We start from the raw sequence: 20838 nt of genomic DNA, 5'->3' as shown, positions 1-20838 counted from the left end.
TCGACTCATTATTCCTGAGATGCTTTTTTCTGGTCCAAGGGTTTTCTCCAATGAATATGCTCATTGTTGGACGCCGTGAGCCGTACCGTCTGGCTCAAGGCGAGGCTCATCGCGATGCCTGACTTGGTCGGTTGTATGATCTCTTGCTTGCGGGGCGCCATCGGCGCGATGAGCTGTCTGTCCATCCCTCGTTGACTGCCTGACCTAACCGCCCCCGGCCAAGCTGGGGCCTGACTCACTCAAAAGCCATCGTTATGAAACTTGGATTTATCGGCCTGGGCATCATGGGCGCGCCCATGGCCGGCCACCTCATCGCCGCCGGCCATGAGGTCTTCGCACAATCGCGCAGCGGCGTGCCGCCAACTTTGGTGGACGCAGGCGCGATCGCCTCCAAGACGGCGACGCAGGTCGCGCAAAGTGCCGACCTGATGTTCATCATGGTGCCCGACACCCCCCATGTGGAGGAGGTGCTCTTTGGCGAGCACGGCATCGCCAAGGGCCTGTCGCCAGGCAAGACGGTGGTGGACATGAGTTCCATCTCCCCCATCGCGACCAAGCAATTTGCGCAGCGCATTCAGGCGCTTGGATGTGACTACGTCGACGCGCCGGTGTCCGGCGGCGAAGTGGGCGCCAAGGCGGCGAGCCTCACCATCATGGTGGGAGCAACGGAGGAGGCGTTTGCCCGTGTCAAACCGCTGTTTGAGTTGATGGGCAAAAACATCACCTTGGTCGGCGACGTGGGTGCTGGCCAGACCTGCAAGGTGGCCAACCAGATCATCGTCGCGCTCAACATCGAGGCGGTGGGCGAGGCCCTGCTGTTTGCCGCCAAGGCCGGCGCCGATCCGGCCCGGGTGCGCCAGGCGCTCATGGGCGGTTTTGCTGCCAGCCGCATTCTGGAGGTGCATGGCGAGCGCATGATCAAGCGAACCTTCAACCCGGGCTTTCGCATCGAGCTGCACCAGAAAGACCTGAAGCTGGCGCTCGAGGGAGCCGGCGCCCTGGGCCTGTCCTTGCCACACACGGCCAGCGCTTTGCAGATGATGAACAGCTGCGCGGCCAACGGCGGTGCGCAACTTGACCACTCCAGCCTTGTGCGTGCCCTGGAGATCGCCGCCAATTTTCAGGTGGCACAGGCCTGACCTGATCGCCCTGTTTGTATTCAACTGAGCGAGGAGACACCGAATGGATCTGCCGATCAACCACTTCAAGCGCGCCCTCCAGGACGGCAAGCTCCAGGTCGGGTTGTGGTCGCACCTGTGCAGCCCGATCAGCACCGAAATCCTCGGCCACTGCGGCTTTGACTGGATGGTGCTGGACATGGAGCACTCCCCCAACGAGTTGCCGCATATCCTCAGCCAACTGCAGGCGCTCAAGGGCAGCCCGACGATGCCCGTGGTGCGCCCGCCCTGGAACGACATGGTCACCTTCAAGCGCCTGCTCGATGTCGGCGCGCAAACACTGATCGTGCCCTACATCCAAAACGCCGAAGAAGCGCGTCGCGCCGTTGCCGCCACGCGCTACCCGCCGCAGGGCTTGCGTGGCTACGCCGGCGCGCCGCGGGCCAGCGGCTATGGCCGTATCAAGGACTACGCCAAACGCTGCGCCGACGAAATCTGTCTGCTGTTGCAGATCGAAACCGTCGAGGGGCTCGGGCACCTGGAGGAGATTGCCGCCGTAGAGGGCGTCGACGGCGTCTTCATCGGGCCGGGCGACCTGTCGGCGGATATGGGCTACCTGGGCAGCCCGGGCCATCCGGAGGTGGTGGCCGCGATCGATGACGCCTTCCGGCGCATCCGCGCCTGCGGCAAGGCCCCGGGCATCCTCACCGGTGACGCGGCGCTGGCGCAGCACTTCATCGACATCGGGGGCCTGTTCCTGGCGGTCGGTGCAGACCAGAACCTTCTTCGCGACAGCGCCACTGCGCTGGCCGCCCGGTTCAAGAAGCCCTGAACGGGGCCCTCGGGGGCGGCTCGCCGTCGGGGTCACGCCTCGACGGTTGGGCATTTCCTGATTCAAGGCGACGAAAGCTAATCGTCCCCTTGCGCGGCGCGGAGTCTCCACAATCCGCGTCCGGACGCCCCGAACGCCGGGGTGGGTGCCACACGACACCGAGGGAATCATGGACCAAAACCCCGGCTGCCCCAGCGCAGCAGATGCCCGTCCTCAGGCCTGGGGCGCGGCCTGCATTTTGGGCCTGTGCCTGGCCTTGGCGGGCTGCCTGTACGGCGGCACTGAATTGCACAGCCAGCAAGAGCTCTCGGATGCGGCGGGCGGTTTTGCCGCCTCGCGGTACCTGGTCTACCGGAGCAGCGACGACTCCTATCACTACTTCCAAGAGACCGGAAAATTCGGCCCGCTGGGTCCCACCGGCAAGTTCCGGATCGACAAGCGCCATCTGGCGCTGCCTACCCTCTTGCCCGGCGCTGTCATCACCTACGACCAGAACCGGGGCGTCTTCCGACTCCGTGACGATCGCGGTCGATATGAAGTGAAAACCAATTTCGTCGAGCGCTACACCCGGGAAGAAGAGAGGTACCTGAAGGCCGTCGCCGCCCTGGCCCCCCTCCGTGCCGCAGGCTCTTTAAGGGAAAAGAACAATGCCTGGCTCGAAGCGCTTCGCGGGTCCTTCGCTGCGGGCCATCTGGAAGAGGCGGAGCGCTACGGCCAGGAGCTGCTGGGGCTGGAGCGCTCCGCCTCCTCGGCAGAACTCGGGTCGAGCAACATCCATGTCATCCATCAGTACTTGGGGAAGATCGCACTTCAACGCCAAGACCTCACGGCAGCCGGGCTGCACCTGCTGGCGTCTGCCGAAGAGACGCCGGCAACGCCCGTCCTCACGAGCTTTGGTCCGGGCATGGCGTTGGCGCGCGACCTCGCGCTGGCCGGCCAATGGGAGGTCGTCGCCCGGTACCTCCAGCTGTGCGAGCGGTTCTGGCCTCGGCGGGAGCTGCGGGACTGGCGATTGGCCATCGAGGACCACCGCGTCCCTCAATTCGGCAACCTCTTTTATGGACTCTGATCGCCCGGCCGCGCCCACCGCCCGCGAGGGCCTGGCACCCCACTCAGATGCTGTAGCTCTCGTAGGTTGCCGGGTGGAACAACTCCTCCACCGCCACCTTGCGCGCCGACAGGCCCTGCGCATGGTGGTGGTGCAAGAAGGCCTCCAGCGTGGGCCGCGCGGCGTCCACGCCATAGGCCCAGAAGTCTTCGCCCATGGTGCTGCGTGCAGCCTTGAGCTGTTCTTCCACGAAGGGCAGCGTGACCTTGGTGGCCGAAGTGTCGGACAGCAGGTCAAGCCCAGCCTGCTTCGACTGGGTGAAGGCCTTTTGCAGTGCGACGGGCAGCCAGGGGTGCTGGTCCACCAGGGTCTTGCGCACGCCCACCAGGTGCATGATGGGGAAGATGCCGGTGCGCTTGTAGTAGTCCTTGGCTACCACGGTCGGGTCGTCGAACAGCCAACCGATGTTCGGGTTGCGCGCCAGGATATGGGCGCTGGGCGGACGCGGCCCGATGAAGCCGTCGATGGCGCCTTCTTCCAGCAGCATCGAGATGGTCTTGCCTTCGGGAGCGGCTTCGACCTTCACGCCAGGGGGCAGTTGTAGCGCGATTTTTTCCGGGCGGTTGGGGGTGTCGATGCCACCGCGCACCCAGGTGACGTCCTCGGGGCGAACACCGTAGTCGTCTTGCAAGAGCGCCCGCGCCCAGACGTTGGCGCTCAGTTGGTACTCGGGCAGGCCGACCCGCTTGCCGGCCAAGTCACGCGGCTCACGGATACGGTCTTTGCGCACGTAGATCGAGGTGTGGCGGAAGGCCCGCGAGAGAAACACCGGGATCGCGATGTAAGGGCAGTCACCGCGCGCGTGCTTGACCAGGTAGCTCGAGAAGGACAGTTCGACCACGTCGAAGTCTTGGCTGCGCATGGCCCGGAAGAACATTTCTTCGGGGCTGAGCAGCATGTACACCGGGTCGACGCCGTCGACCTGTACCCGGCCGTCGAAGAGCGCACGTGTGCGGTCGTAGTCGCCCATAGCGATCGAGAGTTGCAGGCGGGCCATGGGCGTTTTCCTTGTCAGTGGATTGGGTGGGTCAGTTCTTCTGGACGGACTGCACCAGCGGAATCCAGCGGTCGGTCTCGCTGCGCATGAAGCGGGTGAAGGTGGCGGCGTCCCAGTCTTGGGACTGGATGCCTTCCTGCGTCATCATCTTTTGCATGCCGTCGGTCTTGAGGCCCTTGCGGATTTCGGCGTTGATCCGCTCGACCATCGCGGGCGGCATGCCGGGCGGGCCGGACACGCCAAACCAGGTGGTGGCCACGAGGTCGGGGTAGCCCGCCTCGGAGAAGGTGGGGACGTTGGGCATGTCGGGCATGCGCCGGGTGGAGGTGACCGCAAAGGCCTTGAGCTTGCCCGAGGTGACGAAGGCATTGGCGGCAGTGAAGGTGACGAAGGCCACCGGAATTTGGTTGCCCAGCAGGTCGTTGATCGCGGGGCCCGCGCCCTTGTAGCCCACATGGGTGTGCTTGTACTTGGCCTGCTTGGCGAACACCTCGCCAATGAGCTGCGCATGCGTGCCCTGGCCGGACGAGCCCCAGCTCAGGCCGTCCTTGGCTTTTTGCGCATAGGCCACGAACTCCTGCAAGTTATTGGCCGGAAAGCTCGGGTGCGCCACCAGGATCAGGGGCGGACCGCCGAGCAGAGCGATGTGGCTGAAGTCGGCGATGGGGTCGAAGGCCTTGTTCTCGGCCAGCGCGATCACATGGGAGGCAATGCCCGAGACGACCAGGGTGTAGCCGTCAGGGGCCGCCTTCGAGACCTGGGCCGAGCCGATAGTGCCGCCGCCGCCGCCTCGGTTGTCGATGACGAAGCTTTGCTTGAGGGCGTTTTGCAACTGCAGTGCGATGCCCCTCCCCAAAGTGTCAGAGGAGCCGCCGGCGGCAAAGGGAACCACGATCTTCACCGGCTTTTGCGGCCAGTCGGTCGTGGCGGGCTGGGCCCAGGTGACCAACGAGAAAGTGCCGGCCATGGCGGCAGCGAGGAGTTTGCGCAGCATGGGATTGTCTCCGTGCAATGTTGTGGAAAGCGTTGGGCTAATCTATCATCGTTCCGCCGAGGGGAAAATAGTTCCCCTACGAGGAACACAAGAAAACCGCGCAGGAGAGCCATGCTCAGAGCCGAACAAAACAAGCTGGTCACCGAAACCAACGCCGGCACCCCCATGGGCGAGTTGTTTCGCCGCTACTGGTTGCCGGCTCTTCTGTCAGAGGAACTGCCCGCACCCGATTGCCCGCCTGTGCGCCTCAAGGTTCTTGGCGAGCGGCTGGTGGCTATCCGCGATACCGAGGGCCGCCTCGGGGTGATGGACGAGTTCTGCGCCCACCGGGGCGTGTCTCTGTGGTTCGGCCGCAATGAAGAGGGCGGGCTGCGCTGCCCCTATCACGGCTGGAAGTTCGACGTCACCGGCCAGTGCACCGAAGTGCCTTCGGACGAAGAGGGCGGCAAGCTCTGCGAGCGCATCAAACTCAAGTCCTATCCGCTGGTCGAGCGCGGCGGCGTGATCTGGATCTACATGGGCAAGCCCGAGCACCAGCCTCCGCTGCCCGAATGGGAATTTGCCACCGTGCCTGCGAGCCACAGCTTTTCTTCCAAGCGTGTGCAAATTTGCAACTGGCTGCAGGCGCTCGAGGGCGGCATTGACTCCAGCCACGTGTCCTTCCTCCACAGCGGCGGCCTCAAAACCGACCCGCTGTTCAAGGGTGCCAAGGGCAACGAATACAACATGAACGATCTGCGGCCCAAGTTCGAAGTGGTCGATGGTGACGCAGGCCTGTTCATCGGCGTGCGCCGCAAGGCCGAAGCGGGCCACCTGTACTGGCGCATCACGCCCTGGGTCATGCCTTGCTTCACCATGGTGCCCCCGCGCGGCGACCATCCGATCCACGGTCACTTCTGGGTGCCGATCGACGACGAGAACTGCTGGGCCTGGAGCTTCGACTACCACCCCACCCGTCCTCTCAAAGAGAGCGAGGTGCAGGCCATGCGCGATGGCGCCGGCATCCACTGCAAGTACGTGCCCGGCACCTACATTCCGCTGGCCAATCACACCAACGACTACCTGATGAACCGCGAGAAGCAGCGCTCGGGCGAGTGGTACAGCGGCGTGGAGGGCATCGCGATCCAGGACGCGTCCCTGCAGGAAAGCATGGGTCCCATTGCCGACCGCAGCAAGGAGCACCTCACCGGCACCGACAAGGGCATCGTGCAGGCCCGGCGCCGTCTGATGGACGCGGCCACTGCGCTGGCCGAGCGGGGCGTGCCGCCCCCGGGCACTCGGCCCGAGGAGCAGCAGGTTCGCTCGGTGGCCATCGTCTTGCCCGAGGACCAACCCTTCTATGACGCTGCCCGCGACGCACTGCGCGCCGAGGCCGGCAAGCCGCACGCCACGGTATGACCGGCACACTGGCCGCAGTGGCCGTCGCGCCGGGCAAAACTGAACTGCAGCAACTGCCCCTGCCTCCCCTGGAGGCCTGGTCGGGCCTGCTGTCCGTGGCGGTCACTGGCGTTTGCGGCAGCGACTGGGGCTACTACCAAAACCTGCCCCAGTCACGGGGTCCGGTGGTTCTGGGCCACGAGAGCGTGGGCCATGTCTCCTCGATAGGCGCCCAGGCGGCGCAGCGCTGGGGAGTCAAAGAGGGCGACCTGGTGGCGCTGGAGGAGTACCTGCCCTGTGGCCATTGCCACTTCTGCCGCTCGGGCGACTTCCGCTTGTGCAATGCCACCGACTGGCGCTTGGGTGGCCTCCGCTACGGCGCCACCGGCTTGGGCGTGGCCCCGGGCTTGTGGGGCGGCTTCGCCAGGCATCAGTACCTGCATGCCAACACCGTGTTCCACCGCGTGCCCGCCGGTGTGTCACCGCGCCACGCCGCGCTCGCACTGCCGCTGTCAAACGGCATTGAGTGGACCTATCTTCAAGGTGGCGCCGGTCCGGGCCAGACGGTGGTGATTCAGGGCCCGGGCCAACAGGGCCTGGCCTGTGTGGTGGGCGCTCGCGAGGCGGGGGCCGAGTGCATCATCGTCACCGGGCTCTCCAACGAAACCGACCGCCAGCGCCTGGCGATGGCCCGCGCCCTCGGCGCGCATCACACCATCGACATAGAGGCCCAAGACCTGCTGCCCGCCGTGGCCGACCTCACCGGCGGGATGATGGCCGACCTGGTGATTGACTGCGCCTCGGGCGGTCCGCAGTCGGTGGTGTCGGCGATCGAGCTGGCGCGCAAGCGCGGACGCGTCATCCTGGGCGGACAAAAGCGCCAGAAGGTGCCGGCCTTCGACAGCGACCGCATCATTGCCAACTTCCTCACCGTGCAGGGCATGCGCGGGCACTCCTATGAGTCGGTCGAGTTGGCGCTGCAGCTGATCGCGGCCAACCGCCACAACGTCCACGCCATGAGCACGCACAGTTTTGGCCTCGACGGTGTGGACCTGGCCTTGCGGTCCCTGGTCGGTGACGGTGTGGAGGGCGCCATCCACATGACCATCGACCCGCACCGGTGAACGCCCACAAGTCACCGACGCCCAGCGGCCAGCTGTCCTCCGTCGGCAGCGCCTTGCGCCTGCTCAAGGCCTTCACCGCCGAGGAGCCCGAGCTGGGCATCACCGACCTGGCCAAGCGCCTGGGAGTCGCCAAAAGCACCGCCCACCGGCTGGCCAGCACGCTGGTGGCGGAGGGCTTCTTGGAGCAAAACGCAGCCGACGGCCGCTACCGCCTGGGCGTGCTTCTGTTTTCCATTGGCACCCTGGTGCGCCGGCGCATGAACGTGTCGGAGCAGGCGGTACCGCACCTGCAGGCCCTGTGCGAGACCTCGGGCGAGACGGTCCACCTGGCCGTGCTGCACGATACCGAGGTCGTTTTCCTGCGCAATATTGAGAGCAAGCAGGCGATCCGTCCCCGCTCTTACCTGGGGGTGCGCAAGCCGGCCTTCTGCACCAGCGAGGGACGGGCCTTGCTGGCTTTTGGTCCGCCGCAGCAGGTGAGCGCGGTGATGCGCAGCACCTTCGCTCCCCGCACCCCCAAGACCCTCACCGACAAGGCCGCCATCACCCGGCTGCTGCAAAAGATCCGCACCCAGGGCTATGCGGTGGACGACGAAGAAAGCGAAGTTGGAATGCGCGGTGTTGCTGCGCCCATCTTCGACGCCAGGGGCTTGGCAGTCGCTTCGGTCGGCGTCGTGGGCCCTGTGCAGCGCTTCAGCGCGCCCCGCCAGCGCGCCCTGGCGGCCATGGTGGCAGCCACGGCCCAGGCGATCTCGACCCACCTGGGGCACCAGGCGCTGGAGGTCTGATGGCGCCCACGCGCACTCCGGTCTGGCTCATCACCGGCTACTTGGGCGCGGGCAAGACGACCTTGCTGGCCCGCTGGCTCGCCGAGCCCGCGCTGGCGCAGGCGGCGCTGGTGGTCAACGAGATCGGTGAGGTCGGTCTGGACGACCGGTTGCTGGCGCGTGCGGTGGACAGCGCTTCGCTGGTGGCCAACGCCTGCATCTGCTGCACCGGCCTGCCCGGGCTCGAGCAAGCCCTGACCGACCTGTGGTGGGACCGGCTGCATCGCCGCCGCCCAGCCTTCGATTCAGTGCTGATCGAGACCACGGGCCTGGCCGACCCGTGCCCGGTGGTCCAGGCACTGGCGGCAGATGATTTCTTGCACGAGCGCTACCAGCTCGCGGGTGTGCTGGTGGCGGTCAGCGCCACCACGGCATGGTCCGAGTTGGTCTCCCGTCCAGAGGCGCTGGCCCAAGTTCGCAGGGCCGATCTGCTGGTGATCACCAAGACCGACCGCGCCGACCCCGCGCCTCTGTACCAGACCCTTCAGACCGAGCGTCCAGACGCGGCCCTGGCCTTCTCTGCCCAGGGCTCGCTCACCTGGGCGCAGGTGCAGGGGCACCTCGCCCAAGTTCGACCCGCCGCCGGCGCGCGCGCCCCGCAGGGCGCGCATGGCCACGAGGATGGCCACCAAGGCCACGATGGACACCACGACCATAACGACCACCAAGACCTCCACGAGGGTCACGCCGATCAACCGGGTTCGTCAGCGCACCCGCATCACCACGCCCATACCGCCCAGGCGCAGTTTCTGCCTTGCCCTCCGGGCTTGAGCCGCGAGGGCCTGCTCCGCTGGGCCGAGGGCCACCGACGCCCAGGTCTTCAGCGTCTTAAGGGTGTGCTGCAAAGTGCCGATGGCCACCTGTTCATGGCCCAGTGGGCCTTGGGTGACGAGGCGCTGGCGATGGTGGGTTTTGAGGGGCCGGTGCCCCGACTCGGTATGACATGCATCGCCTGAGGGCCGCGACCTGCGCTCGCCGGCTGCTGCGCCAAACCCCATCCAAGGAGTACCGAACGCCATGGGCCTGAATGTTCCCGACAACCTCGCCCGCGAGCTGGCGCTGGCCAACCGCATTCTTTATGACCAGCAAATCGTCGACGGCCTGGGCCATGTGAGCCTGCGCCACCCCGAGGACCCGTCCCTCTTCCTCCTGTCCTGCAGCCGTGCGCCGGCGTTGGTGAGGCCGGAAGACATCGTCTGCTACCGCGCCGACGGCAGCGCGCTCGACACCGAGGCGCCGCGGCCTTACCTCGAGCGCTTCATCCACGCGGAGATCTACCGCGCCCGTCCCGACGTGCAGTCGGTGGTGCATTCGCACTCGGTGAGCGTGATCCCCTTTGCCTGCGTGCAGCAGCCGCTGCGCCCCATCTTCCACATGGCCGGCTTCTTGGGCGAGGGCTCGGCGCACTTCGAGATCCGCGACGCTGGCGGTGACACCGACATGTTGATCAGCAGCTCCTACCTCGGCGCGGCGCTTGCCCGCTCCCTGGGCAGCCGCAGTTGCGTGCTGATGCGGGGCCATGGTTCGACCGTGGTGGGCACCAGCCTGCGCCAGGTGGTCTATCGCGCCATTTATGCCGAGACCAATGCCAAGTTGCAACTGAGCGCCCAGTCGCTTGGGGATCCGGTCTACCTGAACCCGCGCGAGGCGCAGCTGGCCTCTGATGCGAACGATGGGCAAATTGATCGTTCCTGGAACCTTTGGCTGCAGCGCCTGGGTGCGCTGGACTTCATCGCCTGAAGGTCTGATCGGCCCGGACCCGTCTGGGGTGGCCCTGTGCCGCTGTGCCGCGCTCTCGGGTTATCCCGCTTCGCTGCGCCGACGCGGGCCGGTTATGGTGGTTGTTGTCAGGTACCTACCCCCCCGAGGCTCCATGAAATACACCCCCATCCCCCTGGCCCTTGCGGCCGCCGCTTTCCTGCAGGCCTGCGCAGGAATTGACAACTACGCTGCCCCCGCGGCGGCGCGTGCTGCCAACCCCGAGGCGGCCTGCCAAGCCTTGGTCGGCATGCGCATCGACAAGGCAGCCATCGGGTTGCCGACCGCCGGCGCCAGCGTGACATCCGCGGTCCTCGTCAAGGCCACGGATGCGGGAAATGCCGCGGGCGAGTACTGCCGCATCCTGGGCGAGATCAAGTCGGTAGATCCCAAGGCCCAGGGCATTGGCTTTCGCGTCAACCTGCCCTCCAACTGGAATGGCAAGGCCTTGCAGTTTGGCGGTGGTGGTTACGACGGTGTACTGCCCAACACGGTCGGTCCGGCGCCCCTGGGCCACTACGCCAAGCCCAGCCCGCTCGCTTCGGGCTACATGACCCTGGGCAGCGACTCGGGTCACCAGCATCCGGACTCCAACGACGCCTCCTTCGGTCTGAATGACGAGCAATTGCTCAACTTCGCGCACATGCACATCAAAAAGGTGCGCGATGTGGCGTTCGGCCTGGCCAAGGCGCGTTACGGCTCGGGCATCCGTCGCATGTACTTCGCTGGCGGCTCCTCGGGCGGACGCGCCGCTTCGATGGCCGCGCTCAAGTACCCGGAGTCTTTCGACGGCGTGCTGGTGAACTACCCGGTCTCCAATTTCACCGAGGTGCGCTCCTGGGGCGCGTCCTTGCGTGCGGCCATCTATGACGACAATTCGGCCGGCTGGATTCCGCCCGCGCTGGTGACCAAGATCGCCGCGGATACCCGCGCCGCCTGCGACGAGCTCGACGGCGCCAAGGATGGTTTGGTGAGCAATATGGCGGCCTGCCGTGCGCGGTCGGCCGCCTACCTGGCGTCGATTACCTGCAAGAACGGCGAGACCGGCAGCCCGGCGCACTGCCTCACGCCCACCCAGATCGCGCGCACCATCAAGGTTTATCACGAGGGCTACACCGTGCCCTACGCCTTTGCGAACGGAGTGAAGACCTACCGCGGCTACAACATCCTCGAGGGCAGCTCGATGGCCATTGGCTCGCAGCCAAAGTACCTGGAACCCCCGACCAGCGGCCCCAACGCCCACCACGTCGCCCGAGCCGACGGCTTCTTCAAGTACATCATCGCCCGCGACCCGAAGTTCAGCATGACCACCTACGACGTGCAAAACCCCGGTCCGCACCTGAACCGGCTGCTCGCGGTCTCGGAGATGCTCGACGCCACCCACACCGACTGGACACCCTTCTTCCGCAAGGGCGGCAAGGTGTTGCTGGTGCACGGCCTGGACGATGTGAGCCTGAGCCCCTACCAGACGGTCGACCACTACCGCGCGATGGTCGCCAAGATGGGGCAGGAAACGGTCGACAAGTCCCTGCGCTTTTACCTGGTGCCCGGGCTTGGGCACGGCATTGGCGACTTCCTTCTGAGCTGGGACAACCTCAGCGTGCTCGACGACTGGGTCGACAAGGGCGTCGCGCCGCCGGCCGCCCCCATCGCCTACGACAGCAGCAAGGCCAACCTAGGTCGCTCCCGCCCGCTGTGCCCCTTCCCGACCTGGCCGCAGTACTCGGGCAGTGGGTCGCTCAACGAGGCCGCCAGCTTCCGCTGCGTGAACTGAGGCGCCTCTCCCGAGCCCGGATCGGGTCTGGCGCAGGCTGGGTGTGATGCCGCCCGGGATGGAACCCAGGCTGACCTCGCAAACTTATGCGGCTGTGCCCAGGTAGTGCAGCAGCCGCACGCAGGCGCTGTCGATGTGGGCGTGCAAGAGGGTGTGGGCCCGCGCCGCATCGCCCTTGGCCAGGGCTTCGAGCAAGCGCACATGGTCCTCGTAGGGGGTGAGGCCACGCGTGTCGTGGTAGCCCTCGACCCGGCGCTTGAGGATGATGCGGTCGAAGATGCCCTCGAGCGTGCGCACCAGGTGCGAGTTGCCGCTCAGGGACGCCAGCCGCAGGTGGAACTCTTTGTCCACCAGCACGCGTTCGTGGCTCAGGCTCTCCTTGCACAGGGCGGCGTAGCGCGTGTTCACCGCCTGCACCGGCTTGAGGTCGCGCGCCGACAGCCCGCGCTGCAAGGTCAGGCCCAGCGCAAATGACTCCAGGGCCTCGCGGGTTTGATACAGCTCCCGCACCTCTTGCTCATTGATCTCGGCGACGAAGTAGCCGCGATTGAGGATGCGGGTGACATAGCCCTCTTGGTAGAGACGTTCGAGCGACTCGCGCACCGGCGTGCGCGACACGCCCAGGTTCTCGGCCAGCATGCGGTGGGTGAGCTTGGTCCCCGGCCGCAGGCGGTTGCCCAGGATGTCGCGCTTGATCGCCTCGTAGGTGACATCGACCCGAACCTCTAGGGCCCGGGGGTCGGCATCAGCTACGGTTGCGGCGCGGGTGGCCTGGGCGGTGGGCATGGTGTCAGTCGACGGTTGCGCCCGATGCCTTCACGACCGGGCCCCAACGGACCGTGTCTTTTTGCAGCATGGTCTTCATCGTGTCGGGGCTACCGCCCAGAGCCACCATACCGGCGGTGTTGAGGACGTCCAGCACTTCTTTGTCGCGCAGTGCCTTGTTCATTTCGGCACTGACCCGCTGAACCACCGCAGCCGGTGTGCCGGCCGGTGCGAACAGGCCAAACCACACGCTCGACTCGAACCCGGGCAGGGTCTCGGCCACGGTCGGCACGGCCAGGCCGTCGACGCGTTTCTCGGAGGTGACCGCCAGCATGCGCAGCTTGCCCGTGTTGTGATGCTGCTGCAGGGTCGAGGCCGGGTTGAACATCAGTTGGATCTGGCCGCCGAGCAAGGCAGACAGCGCCTCACCGCCGCCCTTGAACGGGATGTGCGTGATTTGCAGGCCGGCCATGGTCTTGAGCATTTCCATCGCCATGTGGTTGGTGGCGCCGTTGCCGGAGGAACCGTAATTGAGCTTGCCCGGGTTGGCGCGGGCGTAGTCGATCAGTTCCTTGACCGAGCGGACCGGCAGCGAGGCGTCGACCGCCAGCACATTGGGCGCGGTGATCAGGGGAACGACGGGCGTGAGGTCCTTGATCGGGTCGAAGCTCATGGTGCGGTATAGCGCCGGGTTGATCGCCAGGCTGCTGGTGCCCATGAGGAGGGTGTAGCCGTCGGGCGTCGATTTGGCCACGTGGTCGCTGCCGATGTTGCTGGCCGCGCCGGGCCGGTTTTCCACCACCATGGAAATGCCGGTCTGATCTTGGAATTTCTTGGCCAGGATGCGGGCGACCACGCCGGTGGAGCCGCCAGGTGCGTAGGGACTGACCAGTCGCACCGGCTTGGCGGGGTACTCTTGTGCGAAGGCGGTTCCGCCGGTTGCCAGCACCAGGCTGGACGCGGCGATTGCCAGGAAGAGGCGCTTGCGGATCGTGGGGTGGTTCATGTTGTCTCCGAGGGGTGGGTGAGAGTGTGCAGGAGGGAAAGAATTTTCGCCACAGGGGCGGGGCTGTCCAGCGTACGAAGCGCGTCAAAGGCCTGGCTGCAGCCCTGTGGCCCCAGCACCGTTTCGGCGCAGTCGAGAAATTTTTGCTGCATGCGCTGGGTACTGAACCAGCGGGCGGGTTTGCCCATGGCCAGAGGCACAAAGCGCTCAAGGCGGCGCCCGGACGCGGTGACGACCGTGACCCGGGTCGCGAACTCGCCGTCATGCCGAATGTCGTCGTCCACTTCCATTGCGATGCGCGGGATCAGGGAGCGAATGCGCGCATCGGCGATTTTGTCCGGGGTGAAACTGGCCAGGCCGACGGCGCCCTCGAGCAGGGCCACCGCCAGGCAGTAGTGCAGGCTGAACTTGCCCTCCAGGGGCGCGTGGGGCATGACATGGATCAGGGGCGCGAAGGCCATCTCGCAAACCCCCGCCCGAACCGACTCTATCGGCTCCCCGCCAAGCTCCGCATGCAGTTGCAGCGCCGCTTCAATGCCCGGGTGGGTGGCGCCGCAGGCTGGGTAGGGCTTGAGCGCGAGGCCGTGCTCAGTGAGGATCTCCAGTCCCTGCCCAATGGCCAGCAGCGGTGCGGGGTCATGGCCGATGCCGGCGTTGAACACGGAGAGGTAGCCGTAGCCATGCTCCATCACCACCGCGCTCGCATCGTGCCCGGCCTGGGCCAGCAAGGCCGCTTGCAGGCCAGCGCGCGCGGCCAGGCCCGCATGCAGGGGCTTGACCATGCTGCCGAAGTTGGCGCGCAGCCCGCTGGCCGACGACGCGGCGATGCCCAGGGCGGTGACCATCTGCGTGGTGCCCAGGCCCAGCATCCGGCCGCAGGCCACCGCAGAGGCCAGCGCTCCGAAGGTGCCGGTGGCATGCCAGCCCCGCTTGTAGTGCTGCGTGTTGAGCGCTCGCCCGAGCTTGCCGAAGACCTCAAAGCCGGCGATGTAGGCGTCGACCATCTGCCCGCCGGTGGCCTGGCAGCGCGGCGCAATCGCCAGCAGCGCCGGCACGATCACCGCGCTGGGGTGGGCATAGGCCGGGTGGTTGGTGTCGTCGTAGTCCAGCGCATGGGCGATGGCGCCGTTGTAAAGCGCGGCGTCGCCCTCAGGTCCGTAACGGCGCGTGCCGACCAGAAGGGCGGGTGCTTGTGACAGGTGCGCTTCGAATGAGGGCAGTGTCGCCAGCAGCGGCCTTGCGAGCGCCTCGCGGCTCCCGGCCAGCATGCAGCCCACCACGTCGAGGATGGCGTCGGCCGCGCGCGACCGCGCCAGGGCGGGGAAGTTGTGGCGGCCGATGGCGAAGTCCGCCATGGCGCGGGTGACGCTGACCGCAGCCGCCGCTTTTTCTGGCGTGTCGGGCGATGACTTCAGGGGCGCGTTCATGGTCACTTCCCTCGCATTCAGAACATGAACTCGCCGCCGTTCACATGCAGCACCTGGCCGGTGACATAGCTCCCGGCCGGCGAGCACAGGTAGCTGCAGGCGCCGGCGATTTCTTCCACCGAGCCCAGGCGGCGCAGCGGCAAGGCCTGACGGCGTGCCTCGAAGCCGTCCGCCGCGTCCGGGTAATGGACCGGGTCGCGGCTCGTCTCGACGATGCCGGGCGCCACCGCGTTCGCGGTGATCCCGAACTCGCCGAATTCCACCGCAATGGCCTTGGCCAGGGCGAACACGCCGGCCTTGCAGGTCACGTTGTGGGCCCGGTTGGTTTTGGGCGCAAAGCCATCACGCCCAGAGATGTGGATCACCCGGCCCCAGCCCCGCGCCTTCATGTGCGGCAGGCTGGCGCGCGCCAGGAAGAAGGCGGCGCTCAGGTTGGTTTGCAGCACCCGCTCCCAATCTTCCACGCTGATCTCGAGCAGCGGCTGGTGCAGGCGCACCGAGACGTTGGACACGCAGATGTCCACACCGCCGAAGCGCTGCACCGCCTGGTCGACCATGGCCTGCACGGCTTTTGCGTCGCCGACGTCGGCCAGCACCGTCAGTGCCTGGCCGCCCAGGGCCCGCACCGCCTCGGCCACCTCGTCGAGCGCGGCCTGGTTGCGGTGTCCATTGAGGACGACGTTGGCGCCCTGGCGTGCGAAGTCGAGCGCGATGGCGCGGCCGATGTTCTGGCCGGAGCCGGTGACGATGGCCGTGCGGCCGGCGAGTGGAGCGTTGTTCATGTTTTCACCAGGGCATCGACCGCCACCAGGCGCTTGGATCCACGCGGGTGGACGAAAAGCGGGTTGATCTCCAACTCCCGTGCGCCTTGCAGGCCCAGGAAGCGATCGCCCAGCGCGCAGGCTGCGGCCAACAGGGCGTCTTCGTCGGCAGGCGGCTGGCCGCGCCATCCGCGCAAGCGCACTGCCAGCTTCAGCCGCGCGATGGCCTGGCGCACGCGCGCAGGGCTCGTCGGCAGCGCCACATAGGCCACATCCGCATCGAGTTCGGCGGCAATGCCGCCACTGCCAATGGCCAGCACCGGGCCGAAGTCCTCGTTGTGCAGGGCCGACAGCAGCACCTCAATGCCGCCCTTGTCCATCTCCTGCACCAGCACCCGGGCACCGGGCTGCCCGAGCCGGCTGCGGATCCCGGCCACCGTGGCCGCCAGATCTTGCGGGCCGATGTTGAGCCGCACCAGGTCCATCTCCGTCTTGTGGTCCACGTCCTCCGGCAGTGCCTTGACCGCCACCGGAAAGCTCAGCTCGCGGCAGGCTGCTTGCGCGTCTTCGCCTGCGCCGACGATGCACCAGGCCGGGATGGCAATGCCGCAGTCGGCCAGCAGCGTGGCCGCTTGCGACCAGCCACGGGGTGGCGGTGTGGTGGGCTGGGGTGCCGCCACGGGCCGAGCCGGCAGGGCCTGTGTAACTGCGCGTGCCCGCCACAGCCAGCCCAGGTAGCGTGCGGCTTCCACCGGGTCACGCGCGCACACCACGCCCTGAGCGCGCAGGCGCAGGCGCTCGCTGGTCGGCAAGCTGTCGCCCAAAAAGCTGGTGATCACTGGCACGCCGGTGCGGGCTGCGACGCGGCCCAGCAACTCGACCCGCTCGCTCACGTCCCGCGGTCCGCGGTTGGCCACCTGCACGATCAGAGCTTCGGTGTTGGGGTCGTCTGCAATCAGGTCCAGGCAGCGGTCGAACAGGCCCGGATGTGAGAGTACCTGGCCGGTGAGGTCGGTCGGGTTTTCGGTGCCGCCAAACTCGGGCAGCGCCTCACCCAGCGCCGTGACGGTGTGGCGCGCAAAGGTGGCCAGGGGGACCGCATGGTCCTCAAGCGCGTCGGCGGTCATCGCGCGCGTGCCGCCCGGGATCGAGAACACCGATACCCCGCCCTGCGCGCCTCGCACCGGGGGCGTGGGCAGCAGGGACAGCACCTGGGCGGCGTCGATCAGGTCGGTCAAGCTGTCCACCTGAATCGCGCCCGCCGCGTGCAGCAGGTCGCGGTAGACCGCATAGGGGGACGCCATCTTGCCGGTGTGGGAGGCGGCTGCCTCTTGGCCCTTGGCGGAATTGCCCGCCTTGAGCGCCACCACCCGGATGCCCTTGGCCGTGGCTTCTTCCACCAGGCGCAGCAGGCGCGCGCCATCGCGCAGGCCCTCGATGAACAGGGCCACCACCTGCACATCGCCCTGGGCGATGCACCACTGCAGGTAGTCCGCCACGGTGAGCACCGTCTCGTTGCCCACGCTCACCACATAGGCGCAGCCTACGCCGCTGTCTTGCAGATGGCGGGCCATCGCCCCGGCCATGGCGCCGCTCTGGCTCAAGATGGCGATGGGTGCCTGGTGCAGCACCTCGCGCTTGGCGGCGGTGCCGAAGGTGAGGATCACCCGGTCGGGTACCGACCACACGCCCTCGCAATTGGGTCCCACCACCGCAATGCCGGTCTCGCGCGCCACCTGCGCCAATTCTGCTGCGTGGGCGTGGCCCTCCTCGGTCTCCTCGAAGCCCGAGCTGAGTACCACCACCGCGCCGATACCTTTGCGGGCGCAGTCCCGCACCGCCTGTGGCACCCGGGCAGCGGCCAGCATCACTAGCGCCGCATCCGGCGCCTCGGGCAATGCGTCGATGCTGGGCCAGCAGGGCATGCCGCCCACTTCGGTGTAACGCGGGTTGACCGGGAAGATCCGGCCACCAAAGCCGGTCTGGCGCAGGATGCCCAGGGGCGCGCCAGTCATCTTGCCCATATCGGCCGACAGGCCGACCAGGGCGACCGAGCGGGCATGAAAAAGGCGATCGAGTCCTTGCATCAAATGACCTGCGCCTCTCGCAGCTGCGCGATCTGCGCGGGGCTGCGCCCCAGCAGGTCAGCGAGCACCTGCTCGGTGTGCTCGCCCAGCATCGGCGGCGGACGCCGCAGGTCGCCCGCGCAGTTGCTGAAGTGGAAGGGCACACCCAGTTGCGACAGCGAGCCCACGCCCGGGTGGTCGATGCGCTGGGTCATGCCAGGCGAGGTGGCCTCCAGTTCGCCGAACGCGGTCTGCAGGTCATTGACCGGCGCACAGGGAACGTCGGCCTTCTCCAGGAGCGTGATCCACTGCGCCGTTGTCTTCTGGCGGAACACCGCCGACAAACGCTCGACCAGGGCCTGCCGGTTTCGCACCCGCGTCTGGTTCGTTGCAAACAAGGGGTCGTCGGCCAGAGCGGGGTCACCGATGGCCACGCAAAACTCACGGTAGGTCTTGTTCGTGCCGGTGGCCACCACCACATGGCCGTCGGCGGTGGGCAGTGCCTGGTAGGGCGCAAGCTGGGGGTGGCCCGAGCCCAGGGGCTTGACGTCGGCCTGGCCGTCCATCACCGCCACCGAGTAGTTGATCAACAGGCTCATGGTGGCATCGAGCAAGGACACGCTGACCTCCTGGCCCTCGCCGGTGCGCTCGCGGTCATAAAGCGCTGCGAGGAGGGCGGTGGTCAGGTAGATGCCGCCGCCAAAGTCCGACAGCGAGGAGCCGGGTCGCACCGGCTCGCTCGAGCCGTGTGCGCCGGTGATGCGCAGCAGGCCGGCGCGCGCTTGCACCGCGATGTCCATGCCGGCCTTGTCGGACATATTGCCCTCGGTGCCGTAGGCCGAGATGTTGCCGTAGATGAGGCGTGGGTTGATTTTGCGCAGGCTCTCGTAGTCCAGCCCCAGGCGCTGGGTCACGCCCGGCCGAAAGTTCTGCACCACGATGTCGGCCCACTGGGCGAGCTCTTCGCAGATCTTGCGGCCCTCGGGAGATTTGAGCTCCAGCGTGATCGCGCGCTTATTGCGGTTGATGGCCAGGAAGTAGTCGCCGCCCACGCGGGGAATGTCCGTGTGGAACCGTTCGCTCACGTTCATGTAGCGGGTGGCGTCGCCCCGGCCCGGCTTTTCGATCTTGACGATGTCGCAGCCCAGGTCGCCCAGCACCATCGTGCAATAGGGGCCGGCGACGCCGTGGGTCAGGTCCAGAACCTTCAGGCCCTCCAGCGGCCGGCGGGTCTTGCGTGCAGGTGAATTCATGACTTTTCTTTTCGGGATTCAGTTGCGCAGTGAGATGTCGCGCGAGGGCAGTCGCACCACCGCGGTTCCGTCGCAGTTTTTCTCGCCGCGCTGGTTCTCGCCCCACCAGCGGATGTCGATCAGGGCCTCGCCGCCCTCTTTGCGCTTGCCGGTCACTTCGCCCTGCATCCGGGTCAGGTCGCCCACCAGGTTGGGGCGGGTGACGCGGCCATGGAGTCGGCGGGTGAAGCCCTGGTCGCCCTGCCAGTTGGTCAGGAGATGGCCGGCCCAGTTGAGGCGCTGCCATCCCTGGTCGTAGGCGCCAGGCATACCGATCTCACGCGCGATTTCGGCGTCGTAGTGGCCTGCCGCCGGGTGCATCGGGATGTTGCGGGTCGGGGAGTAGAAGACGTTGCGCGGGTGCCGGTCACGCTCTTGGAAGGCGAGCTTCATCACGCTGTAGACGGTGCGCCGCCCGGCGTAGAAGCCCACGATGTCGACCAGGGTCAGCGGGCCCTTTTGCACGACCGGCAGGTCGTCACCCGGCTGCACGTCCTCCCAGTACAGGGTGGCGGCGCCGCGGCGGTATTCGTCGCGGTAGCCCTGGGCGATCGCCTCGATCTCCTCGTCGGTGTAGCGGTAAGGTTGGGGCGCCTCGGCGGCGCTGTTCACCGCGAACTTGAAGCCCTCGCCGCTGCGTTTGCGCGGGATACGAAAAATGTCGCCCTCATAGCGGGTGACCAGGTCGCCATGCTGGTTGTAGTACAGCACCTCGCCCACTTGGTTGACGTAGCGGGCTACCTTGCTGCCTTCCTTGATCTGCACGTCGATCAGGCGGGCACGCGCGGTGATCGTGTCGCCCTCGTACACCGGTTTGAAATTCTCGAAGCGCGAGCCGGCAAAGATCCACTGGATGCCCGGCAGCCCTGGCGCCACGATCCCTGAGTCGACGGTGTAGAGGAAGGTGGGCGGCGCGATGATCCGGCCCCACCGCGTGCGCTTGGCGTAGTCCACCTCGGAAAACAGCGGGTTGTCGTCGCCGACGCTGTAGTGCGCCCAGCGGCGGATGTCGTGCACCGACACGGGCTCATAGATGGCGGGCGTGTGCACATCGCGGCGCAGCCACACGCCAATCAGTTTGCGGGCGTCATCGATCTGCGCGTCCGACAAGGCGGGGGATTCCTCACCGCTGCGCACCATGCGCGGCGCTTCTTCCAGCTTCTTCTCGGTCATCGGGCCAGGTCCTTTGATTCAGCTCGTGTCATTGCGCATCCGCCCTGGCGCTGAAGGGGGGCTTCCCGCCGGGGCTCACCATCGCCCAAACAAGGCCGGAGCGCAGTTTCGCGTGCAATTATGGATCCAAAAATGGATGTGATCAAAGAGGGGTGAGGGTGCTGAAGCCATCCAGGGCGTGCGCCGCGTCTTGGGCGATCGAGGGCGCCGCTCGCTGCAGCGAGCCTACGGCTGGCCGCTTGTCCTTCGCCTCTAGGGCTTAGAGGCGTCTGCGAACCAAGCGGCCCTGAAGGCCTTGGCCCGCCGGTGCAGTTCATCCAGCGCCACACCACTTTTGTAAAGCGCCGAGCCGATACCCGCACCAGCAACGCCGGCCGCACGAAACTGCCCCAGATTGCCCGCGTCGATGCCGCCCACCGCGAACATGGCAGTGCCGGCG

The 20838-nt window shown here is 66.8% G+C and carries 18 protein-coding genes and 1 pseudogene; 9 read left to right on the top strand and 10 right to left on the bottom strand.

Features of this window, described 5'->3' with window-relative positions:
• The first annotated feature begins 254 nt into the window (after nucleotides 1–254).
• The 3 genes from glxR (at nucleotide 255) to QE494_RS05990 (ending at nucleotide 3019) form a co-directional block, all read left to right on the top strand.
• Nucleotides 255–1139 (top strand): 2-hydroxy-3-oxopropionate reductase, encoded by an 885-nt coding sequence (gene glxR / locus QE494_RS06000; protein ID WP_300042006.1) that lies wholly within the window; start codon nucleotides 255–257, stop codon nucleotides 1137–1139.
• 43 nt (nucleotides 1140–1182) lie between these two features.
• On the top strand, nucleotides 1183–1950 hold the full coding sequence (locus QE494_RS05995; protein WP_300042005.1) for an aldolase/citrate lyase family protein: 768 nt from the start codon (nucleotides 1183–1185) through the stop codon (nucleotides 1948–1950).
• Nucleotides 1951–2119: 169 nt separating this feature from the next.
• A complete protein-coding gene (locus QE494_RS05990; RefSeq protein WP_300042004.1) occupies nucleotides 2120–3019 on the top strand; it encodes a hypothetical protein in 900 nt (299 codons plus the stop codon).
• A gap of 43 nt (nucleotides 3020–3062) precedes the next feature.
• Here the strand turns inward: QE494_RS05990 and QE494_RS05985 are convergent, their stop codons facing one another.
• The gene (locus QE494_RS05985; protein WP_300042003.1) at nucleotides 3063–4055 is read right to left on the bottom strand and encodes an ABC transporter substrate-binding protein; all 993 of its coding nucleotides are present in this window, start codon (nucleotides 4053–4055) and stop codon (nucleotides 3063–3065) included.
• Between the two features lie 31 nt (nucleotides 4056–4086).
• Nucleotides 4087–5049: a tripartite tricarboxylate transporter substrate binding protein gene (locus QE494_RS05980; protein ID WP_300042002.1), complete on the bottom strand. Its 963-nt coding sequence runs from the start codon at nucleotides 5047–5049 to the stop codon at nucleotides 4087–4089.
• A gap of 111 nt (nucleotides 5050–5160) precedes the next feature.
• Between QE494_RS05980 and QE494_RS05975 the strand changes: the two genes are divergently transcribed.
• From QE494_RS05975 to QE494_RS05950, 6 genes are all read left to right on the top strand, one after another.
• On the top strand, nucleotides 5161–6447 hold the full coding sequence (locus tag QE494_RS05975; RefSeq protein WP_300042001.1) for a Rieske 2Fe-2S domain-containing protein: 1287 nt from the start codon (nucleotides 5161–5163) through the stop codon (nucleotides 6445–6447).
• Nucleotides 6444–7550, top strand: a complete 1107-nt coding sequence (locus QE494_RS05970; RefSeq protein ID WP_300042000.1) for a zinc-binding dehydrogenase — start codon at nucleotides 6444–6446, stop codon at nucleotides 7548–7550. Before QE494_RS05975 ends, QE494_RS05970 begins: the two co-directional genes overlap by 4 nt.
• Nucleotides 7547–8338, top strand: a complete 792-nt coding sequence (locus QE494_RS05965; protein ID WP_300041999.1) for an IclR family transcriptional regulator — start codon at nucleotides 7547–7549, stop codon at nucleotides 8336–8338. Before QE494_RS05970 ends, QE494_RS05965 begins: the two co-directional genes overlap by 4 nt.
• A complete protein-coding gene (locus tag QE494_RS05960) occupies nucleotides 8338–9333 on the top strand; it encodes a GTP-binding protein (protein WP_300041998.1) in 996 nt (331 codons plus the stop codon). The genes QE494_RS05965 and QE494_RS05960 overlap by 1 nt, the downstream gene beginning before the upstream one ends.
• A 61-nt stretch (nucleotides 9334–9394) precedes the next feature.
• A complete protein-coding gene (locus tag QE494_RS05955) occupies nucleotides 9395–10117 on the top strand; it encodes a class II aldolase/adducin family protein (RefSeq protein WP_300041997.1) in 723 nt (240 codons plus the stop codon).
• A 133-nt stretch (nucleotides 10118–10250) separates the two neighbouring features.
• Nucleotides 10251–11909, top strand: a complete 1659-nt coding sequence (locus QE494_RS05950; RefSeq protein ID WP_300041996.1) for a tannase/feruloyl esterase family alpha/beta hydrolase — start codon at nucleotides 10251–10253, stop codon at nucleotides 11907–11909.
• An 84-nt stretch (nucleotides 11910–11993) separates the two neighbouring features.
• On the opposite strand, the gene QE494_RS05945 is transcribed toward QE494_RS05950, so the two are convergent.
• From QE494_RS05945 to QE494_RS05910, 8 genes and pseudogenes are all read right to left on the bottom strand, one after another.
• Nucleotides 11994–12695: a GntR family transcriptional regulator gene (locus QE494_RS05945; protein ID WP_300041995.1), complete on the bottom strand. Its 702-nt coding sequence runs from the start codon at nucleotides 12693–12695 to the stop codon at nucleotides 11994–11996.
• 4 nt (nucleotides 12696–12699) lie between these two features.
• A complete protein-coding gene (locus QE494_RS05940; RefSeq protein WP_300041994.1) occupies nucleotides 12700–13680 on the bottom strand; it encodes a tripartite tricarboxylate transporter substrate binding protein in 981 nt (326 codons plus the stop codon).
• Nucleotides 13677–15107, bottom strand: a complete 1431-nt coding sequence (locus QE494_RS05935; RefSeq protein WP_300041993.1) for an MmgE/PrpD family protein — start codon at nucleotides 15105–15107, stop codon at nucleotides 13677–13679. The genes QE494_RS05940 and QE494_RS05935 overlap by 4 nt, the downstream gene beginning before the upstream one ends.
• A 17-nt stretch (nucleotides 15108–15124) precedes the next feature.
• Nucleotides 15125–15889: an SDR family NAD(P)-dependent oxidoreductase gene (locus QE494_RS05930; RefSeq protein ID WP_300041992.1), complete on the bottom strand. Its 765-nt coding sequence runs from the start codon at nucleotides 15887–15889 to the stop codon at nucleotides 15125–15127.
• Entirely contained in the window at nucleotides 15886–17955 is a 2070-nt protein-coding gene (locus tag QE494_RS05925; RefSeq protein WP_300041991.1) for an acetate--CoA ligase family protein, read from the bottom strand. Before QE494_RS05925 ends, QE494_RS05930 begins: the two co-directional genes overlap by 4 nt.
• Nucleotides 17955–19187: a CaiB/BaiF CoA-transferase family protein gene (locus QE494_RS05920; protein WP_300041990.1), complete on the bottom strand. Its 1233-nt coding sequence runs from the start codon at nucleotides 19185–19187 to the stop codon at nucleotides 17955–17957. The genes QE494_RS05925 and QE494_RS05920 overlap by 1 nt, the downstream gene beginning before the upstream one ends.
• Nucleotides 19188–19205: 18 nt before the next feature.
• Nucleotides 19206–20399 carry a MaoC family dehydratase N-terminal domain-containing protein gene (locus QE494_RS05915; RefSeq protein WP_300041989.1) on the bottom strand — a complete coding sequence of 398 codons (1194 nt, stop codon included), beginning with the start codon at nucleotides 20397–20399 and terminating at the stop codon, nucleotides 19206–19208.
• A gap of 252 nt (nucleotides 20400–20651) precedes the next feature.
• A pseudogene (locus QE494_RS05910) lies at nucleotides 20652–20838 on the bottom strand (2-dehydro-3-deoxy-6-phosphogalactonate aldolase); the annotation flags it as partial.

Origin of the sequence: Ramlibacter sp. (assembly GCF_029866045.1) — a bacterium.
In the GTDB taxonomy this organism is placed as follows: Bacteria; Pseudomonadota; Gammaproteobacteria; order Burkholderiales; family Burkholderiaceae_C; genus Ramlibacter.
Note: the sequence above shows the minus strand (reverse complement) of the source record. Positions and strands in the feature narration are given on the sequence as shown.

Coding starts and splice junctions, on each gene's coding strand:
- glxR (WP_300042006.1), top strand. CDS start 255: ATGAAACTTGGATTTATCGGCCTGGGCATCATGGGCGCGCCCATGGCC.
- QE494_RS05995 (WP_300042005.1), top strand. CDS start 1,183: ATGGATCTGCCGATCAACCACTTCAAGCGCGCCCTCCAGGACGGCAAG.
- QE494_RS05990 (WP_300042004.1), top strand. CDS start 2,120: ATGGACCAAAACCCCGGCTGCCCCAGCGCAGCAGATGCCCGTCCTCAG.
- QE494_RS05985 (WP_300042003.1), bottom strand. CDS start 4,055: ATGGCCCGCCTGCAACTCTCGATCGCTATGGGCGACTACGACCGCACA.
- QE494_RS05980 (WP_300042002.1), bottom strand. CDS start 5,049: ATGCTGCGCAAACTCCTCGCTGCCGCCATGGCCGGCACTTTCTCGTTG.
- QE494_RS05975 (WP_300042001.1), top strand. CDS start 5,161: ATGCTCAGAGCCGAACAAAACAAGCTGGTCACCGAAACCAACGCCGGC.
- QE494_RS05970 (WP_300042000.1), top strand. CDS start 6,444: ATGACCGGCACACTGGCCGCAGTGGCCGTCGCGCCGGGCAAAACTGAA.
- QE494_RS05960 (WP_300041998.1), top strand. CDS start 8,338: ATGGCGCCCACGCGCACTCCGGTCTGGCTCATCACCGGCTACTTGGGC.
- QE494_RS05955 (WP_300041997.1), top strand. CDS start 9,395: ATGGGCCTGAATGTTCCCGACAACCTCGCCCGCGAGCTGGCGCTGGCC.
- QE494_RS05950 (WP_300041996.1), top strand. CDS start 10,251: ATGAAATACACCCCCATCCCCCTGGCCCTTGCGGCCGCCGCTTTCCTG.
- QE494_RS05945 (WP_300041995.1), bottom strand. CDS start 12,695: ATGCCCACCGCCCAGGCCACCCGCGCCGCAACCGTAGCTGATGCCGAC.
- QE494_RS05940 (WP_300041994.1), bottom strand. CDS start 13,680: ATGAACCACCCCACGATCCGCAAGCGCCTCTTCCTGGCAATCGCCGCG.
- QE494_RS05935 (WP_300041993.1), bottom strand. CDS start 15,107: ATGAACGCGCCCCTGAAGTCATCGCCCGACACGCCAGAAAAAGCGGCG.
- QE494_RS05930 (WP_300041992.1), bottom strand. CDS start 15,889: ATGAACAACGCTCCACTCGCCGGCCGCACGGCCATCGTCACCGGCTCC.
- QE494_RS05925 (WP_300041991.1), bottom strand. CDS start 17,955: ATGCAAGGACTCGATCGCCTTTTTCATGCCCGCTCGGTCGCCCTGGTC.
- QE494_RS05920 (WP_300041990.1), bottom strand. CDS start 19,187: ATGAATTCACCTGCACGCAAGACCCGCCGGCCGCTGGAGGGCCTGAAG.
- QE494_RS05915 (WP_300041989.1), bottom strand. CDS start 20,399: ATGACCGAGAAGAAGCTGGAAGAAGCGCCGCGCATGGTGCGCAGCGGT.